The organism is Arcanobacterium buesumense (genome assembly GCF_012563545.1).
Lineage (GTDB): Bacteria > Actinomycetota > Actinomycetes > Actinomycetales > Actinomycetaceae > Arcanobacterium > Arcanobacterium buesumense.
This window is the reverse complement of sequence record NZ_CP050804.1, coordinates 132,418-148,790: the sequence shown is the minus strand read 5'-3', so window position 1 is coordinate 148,790 and position 16,373 is coordinate 132,418. Positions and strand designations below refer to the sequence as shown.

Genomic DNA, 16,373 nt, shown 5'->3' with positions numbered 1-16,373 from the left:
CATGAACGAACGCGCAGGAACTCCAGCCCAATTATCTGACCTCGTTGACGTTGATGCTCTCATCAGCGCCTACTATGACATTGAACCTGATCCAGAAAACCCAGCACAGCAGGTTGTGTTTGGTACATCGGGACATCGTGGCTCTGCTTTTGATGGGGCTTTCAACGAAGCCCATATTGTGGCAACCACTCAGGCAATCGTGGAATACCGTCACGCGCACGGTATTGACGGCCCGCTCTACATTGGCCGTGATACACACGCCCTATCAGAACCAGCCGAACGAACTGCACTGGAAGTATTAGCTGCTAACAGTGTTGAAGTGCGCATTGATGCACGCCGTTCGTGGACCCCAACCCCGGCGGTTTCGTTAGCTATTTTGACGGCGAACGGCGCCAATACTCTTGATGGTGTTCGCACTTCTGGTCCAGGGTTAGCAGATGGCATCGTCGTCACCCCGTCACATAATCCGCCACGCGATGGTGGTTTCAAATACAATCCGCCTCACGGTGGTCCGGCTGATTCGGATGCTACTGTAGCCATCGCTGCCCGGGCGAATGAGATTCTGCGTCAGGGCTGGCGCAATGTTCCACGCGTCAGCTATGAAGCAGCCATGGCAGCTGAAACAACCCGTGGTCATGATTACCTCTCTGCTTACGTTGACGATTTGCAGTCCATAATTGATCTTGAAGTGATCCGGGATGCCGGCGTGCGCATCGGTGCCGACCCGATGGGTGGCGCATCGGCCGAATACTGGGGTGCGATCGGCGAACGTTACGGCCTAGACCTCACAGTTGTGAATCCAACCGTGGATCCAACGTGGCGTTTTATGACTCTCGATTGGGACGGCAAGATCCGCATGGATTGTTCGTCTCCGTATGCGATGGCTTCGCTGCTAGAGCGTATGAAGCCGGACGCTTCTGGTAGCTCACCGTTCGATATTGCTACCGGTAACGATGCTGATTCAGATCGCCACGGTATTGTCACCCCGGATGCTGGGTTGATGAACCCGAACCATTATTTGGCTGTTGCTATCAACTATTTGTTCACGCATCGTCCACAGTGGCCAGCAGGTGCTGGCGTTGGTAAGACTCTTGTGTCGTCGTCGTTAATCGATCGTGTTGTGGGCAGTATTGGACGCGAACTGGTTGAAGTTCCGGTCGGTTTCAAATGGTTTGTGCCGGGGTTGATTTCTGGGAAGATCGGGTTTGGCGGTGAAGAATCTGCTGGTGCGTCGTTCTTGCGGAAGAACGGTACCGTGTGGACCACTGATAAGGACGGTCTGATTATGGATCTGTTGGCGGCCGAGATCACTGCCGTCACAGGAAAGACCCCCTCGCAGTTGCATCGCGAACTGGTGGCTGAGTTTGGCGCGTCGTCGTATGCCCGAATTGATGCGGCGGCAACGAAGGCAGAAAAAGCTAAGTTGGCTGCGTTGGCTCCAGCTGACGTAACTGCTACTGAGCTTGCCGGAGAAACGATCACGGCGCGTTTGGTTGAGGCACCCGGAAATGGAGCAAAGATTGGCGGTTTGAAGGTAACAACTGAGAATGCTTGGTTTGCGGCACGCCCGTCGGGAACTGAGGACGTTTACAAGATTTATGCCGAATCATTCCATGGTGATGAACACCTGGCACGGGTTCAACACGAAGCCAAGGCTGTTGTTGCTGCTGCGCTAGAATCCTAGCCAATCATTATGCTCCACCCATACACACCTCGGATCGAACTCAATCGGACTTCAGATATTCCACTTCATGTGCAGATATCGGAACCGATCGAACGCGCGATTATTGCTGGTGATTTAACTGCCGGCACGGTGATCGAAAACGAGATTTCGATGGCGCATCGGCTTAAAGTCTCTCGGCCAACTGCCCGGCGTGCCATGCAAACCTTAGTGGAGCAAGGGCTGCTGATCCGGCGGCGGGGCAAGGGCACTATTGTAGCGCCCAAGCCTCGCCACCGGCTTCTCAAACTTTCTTCTCTTAATGAGGAACTACGCCGGCGAGGCCAACATCCAACAACCCATATTTTGGCCTATAACGTCGTTCCGGCAACTGCGCGGATGGCGCAGCGTCTTGATTGCGTCGCGGGTACCCCTATTCTTGAGCTCGAACGGTTACGGTATCGTGACGGGGAGCCAATCGCAGTGCTCTACAACTGGATCCGTGCTGACCTTGCACCCAGCTATGGTGATCTGGAACAACGCGGATTGTATGAATTGCTGCGCGAATCTGGGACAATTATTGCTTCTACTACTCAAGCGGTTACGGCAGAAAAGCCTTCCCGCCGGCACGCAAAACTCCTCACTATCCCCACCCGCCAACCAGTATTGACGATCAACCGCACCGCATTTGATGAAACGGGAGATATTGTTGAATGGGGTATTCACACATATCGTGGGGATCTCTATACTTATGAATCGACGGTTTTTGCCCACGGGGAGCATGCCTAAATACTAGTTTTTACACCAGAAAGGTACTCATGTCTTTCCAAACGTTGCGCCGCGTGCGCAGGGTGATGGTTGTTGGCCTGATCCTCACAGTTTTAGGTAATCGCCTCATTGAAGGTGGCTGGAACGCGCTCACCGCTGCCGGCCAGGTCAGTGTGGGCACGTTCGTGCTGATTTCTTCCGCTGAACAGTTATGTGTTTTTGCTTTTCCACTCTATGCGCATATCCTCAAGAAATATTCTCCGGATACGACGCTGATTACCGTTGACTTCATTGAAGCTCTACTGTCGGTTGTCGCCGTCGTCGCACTGATGTTTACCGGCATACCTGGAACGTGGCTGTTGATCGGATATATTGCGATCGATCTTTTCCTTGCACCGGTATCTGATATCGCCGAAGAGTTTTACGGCGCGGCGTTCGCCCAACAGTCCGAAGAGCACGCACTGTCGTTTAACGCCGCACTGTACGCTTGGCTCGGCTTTATCGGCTTGGTTGTTGCCAGCCCGGCCGGCGCATGGGTGTCCGTTCTTTCCGTGCAGGTTCTCTTTATTGCTAACGCGGTGTTGTCGCTTGCCGGTGCCAGTTTCCGAATGTGGGCCCGGCACACTTACGCTATGCCAGCGTTGATTGATGCCGACGACGAAGAGTTCTCCGCAACCGGTGCACGCCTGCCGATACGTCAGTTCTTCTTTGATTTGTTCCGTTCTGGCCCGGCTTCTCCGTTACTGTCGTTTGTTTTACAAGTTATCGGAGCGTTGACTGGCTCGCTGGTGTTCTTGTGGGCAGCGAACTTGAGTGATCGCTCGGCACAGGTGGCTATGGGGTGGGTGTTGATTGCTTTCGGTAGCGCAGCAACTGTCGGCCCGCTTGTTGGACGACGTATTTCTAAGGCGATTCCAACGAAGCGTGCCTTGCAGGTGACTGCTGGTCTTTCGGCAACGAACATTGTGATCGCCGTCGTTCTTATGACGAGTGGCAATGCTCATTTCTATACCGCGATCGGGTTTATTTTCTTCAATGTGCTTTTCAACAAGGCTCGTGTGATTATTCTCGAGACGCACCGCCAGGTGTTCTTCCGCGGAAGCCAGTTCGCGCGCATCATGAGTTGGTCGTACAGTTTTGGCGCTGTTGGAACGATTTGTGGATTGCAGTTGGGCTACCTGCTCAACACGCCAGATTCTCCGCTGAGCGCATTGCTGATTGCGGCTAGTTTGTGGGTTGTTGTTGCTGGCGTAGTCAGTTCGCATAGTTGCAAACCGAGTACTACATGACCAAGCGAAGTTTCGATAGACTACCCCTATGGGTTTAGCACATATTGCACGCACAATCGAAGACACGATTAACCGCCGTGGCATCGTCAAACGTCGCCATGCTGGGTGGCTTCCGCAAATCATTGGCTATACCGGATATGGATCCACTAGCGCAGTTCGGGTACTTGCCCGTGCAGTCATGGCTGACCCACAAGCGGAGAAAAAACCTTTCACATTGCCCTTTTTACCTAATTTGACCCATAAATATGCCGGAAATCTTGTCCAAGAAATTGCTACGTTAGCTCAGGAAAAAGCAGCTGAAGCAGAACGTGGTTGGCGGCAGTTCTTCACCACGCAAGTCGGATTCTTACCCGTTACTGTTACTATTGGTGATCAAACGATCCACACTCGAACGGATCGAAGTGGTTACTTGGATATCATCGTCAACAATCATGGACTACAACCAGGCTGGCACAAAGCACTGATTACTCCGGTTGCCGGCGAGCCAGTCAATGCTCCACTGATGATCGTCTCTCCCCATACCAAGCTTGGACTCATATCTGATATTGATGACACCATCGTTGTCACTTGGCTTCCCCGAGCCATGCTCGCCACCTGGAACTCCTTTGTTAAACACACCAATACCCGCCAAGCTGTTCCCGGTATGAGCAAGTTCTACCAAACACTTCTTGCAAACACTCCTGATGCACCCGTTTTCTATCTATCGACCGGTGCGTGGAATACCTATTCCACATTTCTTAACTTTATCCAGCTCAATGACTTGCCGATCGGTCCCATGCTCCTGACGGACTGGGGCCCCACCCCTACCGGCCTATTCCGTTCTGGCCAAGAACATAAGAAAAACCAGCTACGTAACCTGCTGATTATGTTCCCAAATATTGAATGGTTTTTAGTTGGCGACGACGGACAAAACGATCCGCACATTTATGACGAACTTGCCCGTGAACACCCGTCACGGGTACGGGGAATCGCGTTGCGTGAACTCAACCCTGTTGAGCACGTGCTTTCTCACGGATCACCCGAAGCCTATCGTAAGGACCGCGATGATAAAGATACCGCGGACGATGGCGTACCAATCATCCGCGGTAAAGATGGCTACGAGCTAGATACTCTGGCTCGTCGCCATCGGCTTAATTATTAAAGATTATCGTCTTCAACAACGATTTCGTTGACTGTGTCTCGGTTCGGAGCAGAAAAACTACCAAGCGGCGAAGAGTTCCATAGCTTCGAAGCCACGTCTACGATCTGTTCATAACGCTCATGGCCAGCCTTAGCACCCAACACGTAAGCGCCACCAGCGATGATTAATGTTCGCATTAATCGCATAATAGTCCTTCTTTCTATTCCAAATTATCTAGCAAAACAACCGTCGTGCCTGCTATTAGTCTACTTCGTCGGCCCGAGCCGAACCAAAAGTCCGCGGTGATCTGATTCTCCAACCTGCACAACCGCCGCATCTGTGCCCTGAAAATGTTGCCCGTCATGAAGAACTCGATCTATTGGTGCAGATAATAATGCTGGGGTAGTCAATGGCCAGGTACCAACCGCACCCGAACCTGCATCGCGTGCCCCATCACCACAAGAAAAGCCGTGTGCTAACTGATGATCAATCGTGGAATTAAAATCGCCCGCCATAATAAAATTCGTCTTGTCGCACTGCGAATACACCGCGTAAGTTTCAGCCCGCCACTGATCCATCAAGGCAGGCAGTGGCGCAATGGGATGCACTCCGATCAATTCTGGACCATTGCCATCAACCGGACGAGCCGAAACTGCCGCTGAATCAACCGGCGCATCATTAGTTTGCTCGTATTCACCAAGCGCTGTCGAAACAAGAAGAAGTGTGGAGCGAAATTCTGGATCATACTCCGATGTATGTGTATCAAACTGCTGGAAACTCATGCCATGTTCGGCAAGACGGCGAACAATATCCTGACCACGTTTATGCCCTGTCTCCGGCAAAACAACCACATCAACACCGTTATCTTCTACCAGTTGCACGATCTGCTCAGTCGTCGTCTTCCCACCTAGCGTGTTATACGACAACACAGTGATTTCACCATTTCCTGGCGAAGTAAACGATACTCCACGATCCGGAGCCAATTGACTTGGGTGAGCCACGCCGCGTGCTATCAAGACGCCAAATTGACCAAAACTTCCCACAAATAACACCAATGCTAACAATCCCGCAATCCGGCCCATGTTCAGCAACTTGTATCGTACCAACGCAAACACGGCTAAAACCACGGCACTAAAAATCAGTACTGCACCAATCCAAAACCGCATCGACATAATCTGCGCAATCGGTGTGATTAAAACAAAATCACTAACATACGGAAACATATCGGGGCGCAGTGACACCAACGCCACTCCGGCAATAAGCAGTGAAATGAACGCCCAAATAAATTTCATTCAACCCTCCATAAAACACGTGCATCCATAAGTGTAAACCACTACAGAACCAGCACCTCCCAGCACGCACCCCCAAGCACATCTTCGCCACGTCACCTTGCCCACATCCGCTACACTAACAGCCCTGACAAGTTGCCAAGAACGTGAGAAAATAGAACACGATGTCTACCGAAAAATGCCATTCAGCCAAGCACCGTCGGCCTCGACGCCACGCACAATCCCAACGCGGTCCACGCCCCTTCACCCCCGAACAACTCGCTGCCCGCAAAGCCAGCGTCCCAGACATCAGTTATCCGGAACAGCTTCCCGTCTCAGCCCGGCGCGCCGATATCATGGCGGCCATCGCAGCTAACCAAGTCGTGATTATCGCTGGCGAAACCGGTTCCGGAAAAACCACTCAGCTTCCTAAAATGTGCCTCGAACTCGGGCGCGGAATCAGTGGAATGATTGGCCACACCCAGCCCCGACGAATCGCCGCCCGCGCAGTGGCTCAGCGAATCTGCGACGAACTCGACGTCGAACTCGGCGGACCAATCGGATACCACGTACGCTTCACCGAAGAAGTCTCCCCCACCACGCTCGTTAAACTCATGACAGACGGCATTCTGCTCGCCGAAATCCAATCCGACCCGATGCTGCGCCGCTACGACACCATCATCATCGACGAAGCCCACGAACGCTCCCTCAACATTGATTTCCTTATGGGCTACCTCGCCCAACTCCTCCCCAAACGCCCCGATCTCAAACTCATCATCACCTCCGCAACCATCGATTCCCAACGGTTCGCACAACACTTCGGGCGGTTTATTCACAACGGAGGTGACGACGTCGTCGCCCCAGTTATCGAAGTCTCTGGACGTACCTTCCCCGTCGACATTCGATACCGTCCGCTCGACGGCGAAACCGAGACACTGCCAAGCGGCGAAAACGCCGAATACCTCAGTCGCGAAGAAGCCCACGACCAAATCACCGGAATTATCGATGCCGCCGACGAACTCATGAACGAAGGACCTGGCGATATCCTCGTCTTCCTCTCCGGCGAAGGCGAAATCCGCGAAACATTCAAAGCGTTCAAAGACGAACTCGGCAACCGATTCATTGAACCAGGCGGCCACTCCTCCGTACCTGGAGCCGTCGAAATCATGCCACTATACGCTCGACTATCAGCGGCCGAACAACAACGCATCTTCCAACCACACAACTATCGGCGCATCGTGCTGGCCACCAACATTGCCGAAACATCGTTGACCGTGCCCGGAATCCGCTATGTCATTGACCCCGGAACCGCACGAATTTCACGCTATTCGCCACGCACCAAAGTCCAACGCCTGCCCATTGAGCCAATTTCGCAAGCCTCTGCTAATCAACGCTCGGGCCGTTCTGGTCGCGTGGCTGACGGTATTGCTATCCGGCTTTATTCTGAAGAAGACTTCACCTCCCGGCCAGAATTTACTGAGCCAGAAATCCAGCGCACCTCGCTAGCGGCAGTCATTTTACAGATGGCATCGCTCGGATTAGGCACGGTTGCCGACTTCCCTTTCATCGATCCGCCGGACCTGAAAGCCGTACGCGCCGGCATCCAACTATTGGAAGAAATCGGCGCCCTCGAACCCGATACCCGAACTCCCGTGCTGACTAAAATTGGGCGCAAACTTGCTCGATTACCAATCGATCCGCGACTGGGGCGAATGCTCCTTGCCGCGGTAGATAATGGCGCCGCCACCGAAGTACTTGTGTTGGTTGCCGCCATGTCCGTCCAAGATGTCCGCGAGCGCCCTGCCGAATATAAGGCGCAAGCCGATCAGCTTCACGCCCGCTTTACCGAACCCAGCTCGGACTTCTTAGCCTACTTGAATCTGTGGCGGTATTTACGTACCCAGCAACGCGACCTGTCTGGTTCCGCATTCCGGCGCATGTGCCGAGCTGAGTATGTGAACTGGTTGCGGTTCCGCGAGTGGCAAGACGTCGTCGCCCAGTTGCGCGAACTGGCCAAACCGCTAGGCATCACGCTGAAAAACATTGCCCTGCCAACCCCTGCGCAAATCCAGCAAGCACGCGACAAACATAACGACGTCAGCCAACATCGCGATGTCATCCATGCGGTCAAAGCTGTGGGTGCTTCGGCTGATGCGCCGGCGGCTGATGCGATCCACCGCTCCCTCCTTGTAGGCTTGCTTTCTAACGTCGGCTCCTACGATCAACGCAAACGTGACTATCTTGGTGCGCGTGGCACCCACTTCGTCACCTGGCCTGGATCTGGGCTTGCTCGGCGCACTCCGGACTGGGTGATGGCCGCTGAACTGGTTGAAACATCACGGCTTTTTGCACGCACCGTAGCCAAAATTGATCCAGCCTGGATCGAGCGGGTGGGCGCACATCTGATCAAACGCACCTACTCCGACCCGTTCTGGTCCACCCGCGACGGAGCGGCGAAAGTACACGAAAAAGTCCTACTCTACGGATTGACCGTTACTGCCGATCGGCAAGTGTTACTATCTTCCGTTGGCACACCGTCCGCACGTGAACTTGCCCGTGAGATGTTTATCCGGCACGCACTTGTGGAAGGCCAATGGCGCACACATCACCGGTTTATTAAAGACAACAAGGCCGCGCTCGACGACGCCCGCGAAGTTGAAGAACGGTTGCGAAGTCACGCTCTTGTAGCTGATGAGGATGCCCAATACGTATTTTTCGACGAACGCATCCCCGAGTCCATCGTCTCAGCACGCCACTTCGATTCCTGGTGGAAGAAGGAACGGCATAACCGTCCGGACCTGCTCACCTTCACGCGCGAGTTTTTGCTTGGCGAAACCGATGCATCCGATGACGACTTCCCTACTGAATGGGTACAAGGCGATGTCACGTTGCCAATTGACTATACCTTTGTGCCCGGTTCACATGCCGACGGACTCACGATTGACATACCGGTAACTTTGCTTCCTCAACTCACCGATGATGGCTTCGATTGGCTTGTTCCCGGTATGCTCGACGAACTCGTTATTGCTACTATTCGGGCACTTCCTAAACGGATTCGGCGTCACCTCGTGCCGGCACCCGATGTTGCTCGGCAAATTCGCAGCGAACTTCCCGACTGGGAAAGCGTGGCGCACGGCCAAACCGGTGCAATGAGTTTCCAAGACGCATTTACTATGGCGGTACGCGACCTGCGCGGAATCGAGATCGAAGACGATTCCTGGGCGGATGTCGTATTGCCTGGACATTTGACTATTAACTTCCGGGTGCGCTCCGAACGTGGCGCAGTGTTGGATGAAGGAAACTCCGTCGAATATTTACAACGCTCGCTTGCTCCGCAAACGCGCACCGCCGTCGAACACGTCGTCAAAAAAGCTGTCTCTCAGGCTCTTGAAGCAGAGTTAACCGAACCAGGGATAACTGAAGCGTTTACTCAACGTCATCTCACCACCTGGCCGAAACTTGATGGTGACGAAATTCCCGCTAGCATTGAAACCACTGGCGCTCATGGCCTGACGATTCGCGGCTATCCCGCTTTAGTTGAAACGCCAGGGAAAAGCGGCTTTAGCGTAGAACTGCGAGTACTAGCTGAGCCGGCAGAACAGGTACGCGACCACCGGCATGGGATTATCCGACTCCTCACTACTGAGCTTGCCCTACCAGAAGCACGTATCACCAGCCGATGGACCGGGCGCGAATCTTTAGCGATGGCGGCATCCACCTACCCCACTACCAGCGCGCTCATCACTGATCTTCATGTTGCTGCTATTCGTAATCTGGCTGACCAGTGGGCTCACGAAAATAAGAAACCACTAGGTACGCTCCGTCATCGTAGCGACTATGAGTCACTACGTACGTGGTTACGTGACCGATTCGAAGATGAAATCTATCGGATCGCACAGATCGTGGTTCGGGTCTTGGAGGCATACGGGGAGGTTGATAGCTTATTGCGCACCACATCCTCGCTGGCACTGATCAATACGGTAACTGACGTTCGTGACTATGTAACCCGCCTCGTTTCTGATGGTTTTATTCGAAGAACTCCAAGCGAGTACCTCGCGCATCTTCCGCGCTACCTCAATGCCGCGCGAATTCGGTTAGAGAAGGCACCAACGAATCCGGCTGATGATTCGCTGGCGTGGCAGGTTGGCGAAATTAGCGATGAAGTTGATAAGGAACGGCAGGCAATGGGAAGCTATGATCCGCAGCGTGCCGCGGCTTTAGTGAAGGCTCGCTGGATGATTGAGGAACTGCGTGTTTCGCTTTTTGCCCAGCAGTTAGGAACTCATGGCAAGGTGTCCGTGCAGCGAATCCGAAAACTGCTCGGGTAGCTGGACTAGCTGGGCTGTCACTCCAGCCTGCACCCTGTCCGAATTCACCCATATCCCACCAAGGCCGACCTACACCCCATCTAAACTCACTCCTTCCTCATTTTCTTCAGCACCGAATGGGGCAATAGCGCAAACCTCGTTCATATACGACGAGGTTTGCGCTATTGCCCCTTTTACTGCACATCTTTCCATACACAATCGTAGAATGTGCCCTATCTTACTCACAGAATACTGTATAAGTATACGGAGTTATGTATATACTTTCATTATTGGCGCAATGCCAACCCGAAAATCCATCCGCGAGGAGAAACCATGAAAACCCTGAAGATTACCGCAGCCGCCGCTGCACTACTACTTACCCTGGGCGCTTGTGGCTCCGACGCTGGAACATCATCCACCGATGCCACCGACGCCGTAGCTACTAATGGCGATGTGCGCGCTACTGATGTTTCCGCAATCGAAAAGGTAGACGAGATTGCCGCCCTATTGCCAGAATCCGTCACCAAGGATGGAAAACTTACCATCGGCACCAACGCTTTCTACGCTCCTGCTGAATTTTATGGACAAGACGGCAAAACCATGCAAGGATTCGATGTTGACTTAGCTAACGCACTTGGCAAAGTCTTCGGTCTTAACGTTACTATGGAGAACGCCGAATTTGCTGCTGTCATCCCCGGTATTGGAAACACGTATGAAGCAGGCATTGCCGCTATTTCAGTAAACCCGGAGCGGCAAGAAGCTGTTGACTTAACGCAATATTATGAAGCCGGCCTGCAGTGGGCAGTCCCAGCAGGCAACCCGAAGAACTTTGATCCAGCAGATGTATGCGGCAAAGTAGTAGGTGTTCAAACCGGCACAGCCATGGATGAATACTTAACTGACATGAACACAGCTGACTGCAAAGACAAGCCTATTCAAATCCAACGGCAATCTGAACAACCACGGATCAGTCTCGAACTTGCCCAAGGCCAGCTCGATGCTATGTTTGCTGACACCCCAGTTGTTGATTTTGCCATCTTGCAGACCAACCAACAGATTGAAAAGGTCGGTAAGCCACTCGACGTTGTCGGTCTGGCAATCGCAACACCAAAGGGTGACCCAACGACTGAAGCCGTTGGCAAAGCCTTGCAGCACCTCATCGATACTGGCGATCTTGCCAAGATTTTTGAAACATGGGGAATCAAGGATGGCGTTGCCACCTCCGTGACCCTCAACCCAGCCAAGTAAATATCACTAGCTAGGACGAATCATGCCGTCACACGAGACCCCGAAACTCATCCATGCTGTCCCCGTTCGCCATTGGGGACGGTGGATTTCGGCGGCAATCGTCGCCATTATCACGTACGCGATCATTAACCAGCTTGTCACTAATCCACAATTCCAGTGGAGTGTTGTGTGGGGCAATCTGTTCAAGATTCAGATCATCAAGGGTGTAGCTTGGACGCTAGCACTCACTGTGGCCGCGATGTCTTTAGGTATTCTCCTGGCAGTGACGATGGCGATCATGCGACGGTCGGATAACCCAGTCTTACGTTCAGTGGCGACCGTCTATATTTGGTTCTTCCGAGGTACCCCGATTTACACCCAGTTGATTTTCTGGGGACTGATCGGCACCCTCTTTCCAACTATTACGGTTGGAATTCCAGGCGTGGTTGATTTCTTCTCCTTCGCACCGAATAATATTTTCGCCGAACGCCAGTACACAATGTTCTTGTTTGCTGTGCTAGGGCTGGGCATTAACGAAGGCGCATACCTAGCAGAGATCGTCCGATCCGGATTGAATTCTGTAGATCCTGGCCAAGAAGAGGCCGCGAAAGCGCTTGGAATGAGTAGTGGCATGATCATGTGGCGGATTATTTTGCCGCAGGCGATGCGCGTTATTGTTCCGCCAACGGGCAACGAAACTATTTCAATGTTGAAGACGACGTCGTTGGTGACGGCAGTTCCACTGTCACTTGAATTAACTCATGTGACGAATGCGAGTGGTTTTTCTTCCTTCCAGCCAATTCCGTTCTTGCTGGTTGCCGCTATCTGGTACCTATCAGTCACGTCTGTTTTGATGGTAGGCCAGTATTATGTGGAGAAGTTTTACGGGCGTGGTACGTCGAATGAGTCGTCCACTGCAAACGCACGCGGGACAAAGAAAACTCGGGCAAGTCGCCAAGCAGCGATCAATGCTTCACAGACAACGACGGATGATCCGTTCGCCGAATACACTCCGTGATTTAGGAGATTAATGATGACTACTGTGTTTGAAACAAAGCCGAAGGTGCGCGTCACCGACGTCCATAAGTTTTTTGGCGATCTGCATGTGTTGAAGGGCGTATCGTTCGATGTGCAGCCGGGAACGGTGACGTCAATTTTGGGTCCGTCTGGTTCGGGTAAATCTACTATGCTTCGGTGCATTAATCTTTTGGAGGCTATTCAGGCTGGATCGATTTATGTTGACGACATGCTGATGGGTTACCGGGAAAAAGATGGCAAGCTGTATGAGCTGACCGCTAAGCAGGCCGCTGCGCAGCGCGCTAAAATCGGGATGGTATTCCAACGGTTCAATCTTTTCCCGCATAAGACGGCGTTGGAGAACGTGATGGAAGCACCGGTTCACGTGTTGGGTAAGCCGGTTGCACAGGCACGTACTCAGGCCGAGAAGTTGCTAGACCGAGTTGGATTAGCTGACCGAATGGAACACTATCCGGCTGAGCTTTCCGGTGGCCAGCAGCAGCGGGTGGCGATTGCACGCGCGTTGGCGATGGAACCGGAATTAATGTTGTTTGATGAGCCGACCTCGGCACTAGATCCAGAGCTTGTTGGTGAAGTGCTTGCAGTGATGCAGGATTTGGCGCACGAGGGTATGACGATGGTTGTGGTGACACATGAGATGGGCTTCGCCCGCGAAGTTTCCGATCAGGTTATTGTGATGGACGACGGTAAGATCATCGAAGCTGGCACGCCAGAAGATGTTTTTGATCGTCCGCAAAGTGCGCGCGCGAAGGAATTCTTCACTCGCGTGGTGTGAGCATTACCCACGCAACGATCCGACGAACAACATAGCAGCAAACGTGGCGATCCCAGCACTTGCCCACCATTGGATGGCGGCTGTACGTGGGGTGCGTTCTAGCGGACCGCGCCGGATGGGCAGGATTTCGGCACGGTTGGAGAGTATTCGTGGACGCTTGGTGAGTTTTTCTATCAATGCACGCTGTTCCGCAGTTTCTTCCCCGTTAATCAGCTCCCCGATTCCAGGTTCAGTTTGGAATAGTGAAAGTAACGTTCCGGCAGGTGGTTCGACGACGTCGTGCCCACGTTGCGCCTGAACTGTCACCATCGATCTAAAGGGCGTTCCCCCGTCAACCGGCATGGCCACAACTGGAACAAGAATTCCGCGATGGCCGCCACTGCGAACCTCTCGAATATAATTCGATTCGGTTGTTCCTAAAACACGCGCAACTACTGGCGTTGGTTCAATAAGTGGCGGCTGCCAGATACGCCAACAAAGATACACAACGACGCCGAGGATAACGGCCGGAATAAGAACAAAGAACATCCGCTCTACCGGAACCTCATCAATAAACAGCAGCATTCCAACAACCGCGCCAAATAAGAATCCCATCATGGTTGCCGCACTAATACGCCGCGCGATATCAATGTTGCGATTCGCAGGTAGTGCGGCACGGCTCATTTGTAAAATCAGATCTGTTCCAGACATACCGCAATTATAACGACTAGCTCCGACATATTTTCCGGCACACTAGCCCAGTCATCGTATAAGCAGCCGCCCCACAGTCACTGGTGGATACAGCGTCAGCCACAACGGTTCGAGCTCAAACCCAAGTGCTTGGTTCATCCGTAGTGACGCCTGGTTCACGCTCGCCCCGCCGGTTCCCCATTGGCGTACCCCACGTTCATAGGTTTCCAGCACGGAGGCCGCCTTCATCGCTTTGGCAAGGCCTCGACGTCGAAAATCTGGATGCACACTGGTACGGTCTACTTCCCACCACTGTCCAGCATCAAAAAGAATAGTGAAGCCAACCATCCGATCTCCCTGAAACGCACCCCAGACGCGAGCGCTTTGGTCAGCCACCTTCTCACCAAAGTTGTGCGGCAAAGGTTCGTGGTGTGAAGCTGGAGTGGACGGAAAATCCGGTGCAACCAACCGGTCAAGCGCAGAAAGTTCAGCCATATCGCCACCAGTCAGCTCCCGCATTTCAAATCCGGCCTGGATCACAGCGTCAACGTGGTCTCGATAGGAGGATAAATCGGCGCCGTCGCCAAGATTCAGGCGCGCACCCCACGACGTCGAACCAACCTGCCAACCGGCCTGACGTAACTGGGCAACTTCTGGCATATCCTCACGGCAAATTCGTGGTTCACCGTCGACGTCGATCATTGGATTGAGCAGACTGATAGGAAGCGGGCCACCGTAAATATGCGGAAATTTTTCCGATTGCGGGTTCTGCAGGTCCCCTAGTTCAAAACGAATCTCGAAACCTGCGTTACGCACCTCCTCGTCGTCAATGGCGACGACGAACGCGTCCGCCCGGTCTGCATACAAAAATTTTGCGACGGCGGTAGCTTGCTCCAACGATGTGCTGGCATGTATGAAACCCACCGCGTCAACATCGCAGTCTCGTGTTGATTGCGTATATGTTCCGCGGCCGCAAGCTTGCTTCCAGTCTTCGGGCACAACGATATGAAAAACCATACCGACATTCTAGCATTGTGCCGGCCGGCAACAACGCTACGATAGAGGGATGGATATTGAGCAGGCGCGGGCACTGGCCCAAGAACTCATGGCGTTTCATGGGCTAACTGAGTGGTCCTTCGCCTTTGACCGCGCGAAGCGGCGTGCCGGCGCAGCGCATTTTGATCGTAAACAGATCACGTTATCGCGTGCACTGACTCAAGCCTCAGATGCCGACGCCGTGCGTGACACTATTCTTCACGAGATCGCTCATGTACTTGTTGGTCCGGGTCATGGTCACGATCGGCTTTGGCAAGAAACATGTGTGCGGATTGGTGGTTCTGGACAGGTGAGACTGCGCAATGCGCCACATATTCCGGGAGCTTGGGTTGGAGTGTGCCCGGCGGGGCATCATGTTGAGCGGTTCCGCCGCCCAAACCGCCCCCTCAGTTGCGCTCTCTGCCATCCTAGATCGTTTTCACCCCACCACCAGTTCGTGTGGTATCGGCGCAAGGATGCCACATAAAAGCACGCTGACGCCGAAAAGCACACTGCACTAGACTCTGGCTACTCCCGTATCCATTCCACAATCCCGCGAGCGCCAGCTTCGATCATCGCTAGCGTGTCGTAGAAGCCGGAGGCGTCGCCATACCAAGGATCGAGGACGTCGAGTTCACCATCGGAGGTGTAGAAATCTGAGCCACGCCCAGGTTTAACTTTTTCTTTGCCCTCCAACGGGCCACCTGAACCAAAAGCGCCTGCATCAGCTGGCTGCACAGTTCCATCAAATTCGCGCCACAAGTGGATTCGGGAAATGTGTTCTTCACCAAGCCCAGCATTGATCATCATGCGCCGTAACGAGCGCGCATGTCCCGTCGTCATCGCTAAAACCAAATCCGCCTGCAAAAGTTCTGCCGGGGTAGCCTGATGAGCATAGTGATCGCGTGGAATATCATAACCATGTTCTCGTAACACAGCTTGAGCGCGTCGATCAATCGGGTTCCCAGTTTCTTCAGTAGAGACACCAGCAGACGTAACATTCCCAGCGATGCCGGCTTCGTCAAGTTGCGATTGCAGAACAATCTCTCCCATAGGGGATCGGCAAATATTACCTGTGCAAACAACCAAAATATTCATGCTTAACCCTTTCACTTCATACCTAGCTCGACTTTACTACCTACACAAAATCTCGGGAAACTCTCCACTAGCGCTCCTGAGAGCGGTGTACCGTTTCCCGAGATTTGATGCCAGCAACT

14 protein-coding genes are annotated in these 16,373 nt (G+C 53.1%); 9 read left to right on the top strand and 5 right to left on the bottom strand.

Features of this window, described 5'->3' with window-relative positions; all coding sequences use genetic code 11:
• Position 1 precedes the first annotated feature (1 nt).
• The 4 genes from pgm to HC352_RS00635 are packed head-to-tail and all read left to right on the top strand — an operon-like array spanning position 2 to position 4,858.
• The gene (gene pgm / locus HC352_RS00650; RefSeq protein ID WP_168917116.1) at positions 2–1,684 is read left to right on the top strand and encodes a phosphoglucomutase (alpha-D-glucose-1,6-bisphosphate-dependent); all 1,683 of its coding nucleotides are present in this window, start codon (positions 2–4) and stop codon (positions 1,682–1,684) included.
• Positions 1,685–1,693: 9 nt separating this feature from the next.
• Positions 1,694–2,449 carry a GntR family transcriptional regulator gene (locus HC352_RS00645; RefSeq protein WP_168917115.1) on the top strand — a complete coding sequence of 252 codons (756 nt, stop codon included), beginning with the start codon at positions 1,694–1,696 and terminating at the stop codon, positions 2,447–2,449.
• Positions 2,450–2,478: 29 nt separating this feature from the next.
• A complete protein-coding gene (locus tag HC352_RS00640) occupies positions 2,479–3,717 on the top strand; it encodes an MFS transporter (RefSeq protein WP_168917114.1) in 1,239 nt (412 codons plus the stop codon).
• Between the two features lie 28 nt (positions 3,718–3,745).
• Positions 3,746–4,858, top strand: a complete 1,113-nt coding sequence (locus HC352_RS00635) for an App1 family protein phosphatidate phosphatase (protein WP_168917113.1) — start codon at positions 3,746–3,748, stop codon at positions 4,856–4,858.
• Here HC352_RS00635 and HC352_RS00630 read toward each other — a convergent pair.
• Both HC352_RS00630 and HC352_RS00625 read right to left on the bottom strand, forming a co-directional pair.
• A complete protein-coding gene (locus HC352_RS00630; protein WP_168917112.1) occupies positions 4,855–5,043 on the bottom strand; it encodes a hypothetical protein in 189 nt (62 codons plus the stop codon). The genes HC352_RS00635 and HC352_RS00630 overlap by 4 nt on opposite strands.
• Before the next feature lie 60 nt (positions 5,044–5,103).
• On the bottom strand, positions 5,104–6,129 hold the full coding sequence (locus HC352_RS00625; protein WP_168917111.1) for an endonuclease/exonuclease/phosphatase family protein: 1,026 nt from the start codon (positions 6,127–6,129) through the stop codon (positions 5,104–5,106).
• Positions 6,130–6,290: 161 nt separating this feature from the next.
• Between HC352_RS00625 and hrpA the strand changes: the two genes are divergently transcribed.
• The 4 genes from hrpA to HC352_RS00605 all read left to right on the top strand — a co-directional run bounded on the left by hrpA (position 6,291) and on the right by HC352_RS00605 (position 13,452).
• The gene (hrpA, locus tag HC352_RS00620; RefSeq protein ID WP_168917110.1) at positions 6,291–10,433 is read left to right on the top strand and encodes an ATP-dependent RNA helicase HrpA; all 4,143 of its coding nucleotides are present in this window, start codon (positions 6,291–6,293) and stop codon (positions 10,431–10,433) included.
• A gap of 312 nt (positions 10,434–10,745) precedes the next feature.
• Positions 10,746–11,660: a transporter substrate-binding domain-containing protein gene (locus tag HC352_RS00615; protein ID WP_168917109.1), complete on the top strand. Its 915-nt coding sequence runs from the start codon at positions 10,746–10,748 to the stop codon at positions 11,658–11,660.
• 22 nt (positions 11,661–11,682) lie between these two features.
• Positions 11,683–12,657 carry an amino acid ABC transporter permease gene (locus HC352_RS00610; protein ID WP_168917108.1) on the top strand — a complete coding sequence of 325 codons (975 nt, stop codon included), beginning with the start codon at positions 11,683–11,685 and terminating at the stop codon, positions 12,655–12,657.
• A 15-nt stretch (positions 12,658–12,672) separates the two neighbouring features.
• On the top strand, positions 12,673–13,452 hold the full coding sequence (locus tag HC352_RS00605; RefSeq protein WP_168918543.1) for an amino acid ABC transporter ATP-binding protein: 780 nt from the start codon (positions 12,673–12,675) through the stop codon (positions 13,450–13,452).
• A 3-nt stretch (positions 13,453–13,455) separates the two neighbouring features.
• Here HC352_RS00605 and HC352_RS00600 read toward each other — a convergent pair whose 3' ends face one another.
• Both HC352_RS00600 and HC352_RS00595 read right to left on the bottom strand, forming a co-directional pair.
• Complete coding sequence (locus tag HC352_RS00600) at positions 13,456–14,142, bottom strand: hypothetical protein (RefSeq protein WP_168917107.1); 687 nt, start codon at positions 14,140–14,142, stop codon at positions 13,456–13,458.
• Between the two features lie 51 nt (positions 14,143–14,193).
• Positions 14,194–15,138 carry a GNAT family N-acetyltransferase gene (locus HC352_RS00595; RefSeq protein ID WP_168917106.1) on the bottom strand — a complete coding sequence of 315 codons (945 nt, stop codon included), beginning with the start codon at positions 15,136–15,138 and terminating at the stop codon, positions 14,194–14,196.
• A 49-nt stretch (positions 15,139–15,187) separates the two neighbouring features.
• Between HC352_RS00595 and HC352_RS00590 the strand changes: the two genes are divergently transcribed.
• Positions 15,188–15,643 carry a SprT-like domain-containing protein gene (locus tag HC352_RS00590; protein WP_168917105.1) on the top strand — a complete coding sequence of 152 codons (456 nt, stop codon included), beginning with the start codon at positions 15,188–15,190 and terminating at the stop codon, positions 15,641–15,643.
• Positions 15,644–15,684: 41 nt separating this feature from the next.
• Here the strand turns inward: HC352_RS00590 and HC352_RS00585 are convergent, their stop codons facing one another.
• Positions 15,685–16,254: a low molecular weight protein-tyrosine-phosphatase gene (locus HC352_RS00585; protein ID WP_168917104.1), complete on the bottom strand. Its 570-nt coding sequence runs from the start codon at positions 16,252–16,254 to the stop codon at positions 15,685–15,687.
• Positions 16,255–16,373: the final 119 nt, after the last annotated feature.

What these genes read in the sequence shown, in the direction of transcription:
- hrpA (WP_168917110.1), top strand. Translation starts at nt 6,291, where the DNA reads ATGTCTACCGAAAAATGCCATTCAGCCAAGCACCGTCGGCCTCGACGC.
- HC352_RS00605 (WP_168918543.1), top strand. Translation starts at nt 12,673, where the DNA reads ATGACTACTGTGTTTGAAACAAAGCCGAAGGTGCGCGTCACCGACGTC.
- HC352_RS00600 (WP_168917107.1), bottom strand. Translation starts at nt 14,142, where the DNA reads ATGTCTGGAACAGATCTGATTTTACAAATGAGCCGTGCCGCACTACCT.
- HC352_RS00595 (WP_168917106.1), bottom strand. Translation starts at nt 15,138, where the DNA reads ATGGTTTTTCATATCGTTGTGCCCGAAGACTGGAAGCAAGCTTGCGGC.
- HC352_RS00590 (WP_168917105.1), top strand. Translation starts at nt 15,188, where the DNA reads ATGGATATTGAGCAGGCGCGGGCACTGGCCCAAGAACTCATGGCGTTT.
- HC352_RS00645 (WP_168917115.1), top strand. Translation starts at nt 1,694, where the DNA reads ATGCTCCACCCATACACACCTCGGATCGAACTCAATCGGACTTCAGAT.
- HC352_RS00630 (WP_168917112.1), bottom strand. Translation starts at nt 5,043, where the DNA reads ATGCGATTAATGCGAACATTAATCATCGCTGGTGGCGCTTACGTGTTG.
- HC352_RS00610 (WP_168917108.1), top strand. Translation starts at nt 11,683, where the DNA reads ATGCCGTCACACGAGACCCCGAAACTCATCCATGCTGTCCCCGTTCGC.
- HC352_RS00615 (WP_168917109.1), top strand. Translation starts at nt 10,746, where the DNA reads ATGAAAACCCTGAAGATTACCGCAGCCGCCGCTGCACTACTACTTACC.
- HC352_RS00640 (WP_168917114.1), top strand. Translation starts at nt 2,479, where the DNA reads ATGTCTTTCCAAACGTTGCGCCGCGTGCGCAGGGTGATGGTTGTTGGC.
- HC352_RS00625 (WP_168917111.1), bottom strand. Translation starts at nt 6,129, where the DNA reads ATGAAATTTATTTGGGCGTTCATTTCACTGCTTATTGCCGGAGTGGCG.
- pgm (WP_168917116.1), top strand. Translation starts at nt 2, where the DNA reads ATGAACGAACGCGCAGGAACTCCAGCCCAATTATCTGACCTCGTTGAC.
- HC352_RS00635 (WP_168917113.1), top strand. Translation starts at nt 3,746, where the DNA reads ATGGGTTTAGCACATATTGCACGCACAATCGAAGACACGATTAACCGC.
- HC352_RS00585 (WP_168917104.1), bottom strand. Translation starts at nt 16,254, where the DNA reads ATGAATATTTTGGTTGTTTGCACAGGTAATATTTGCCGATCCCCTATG.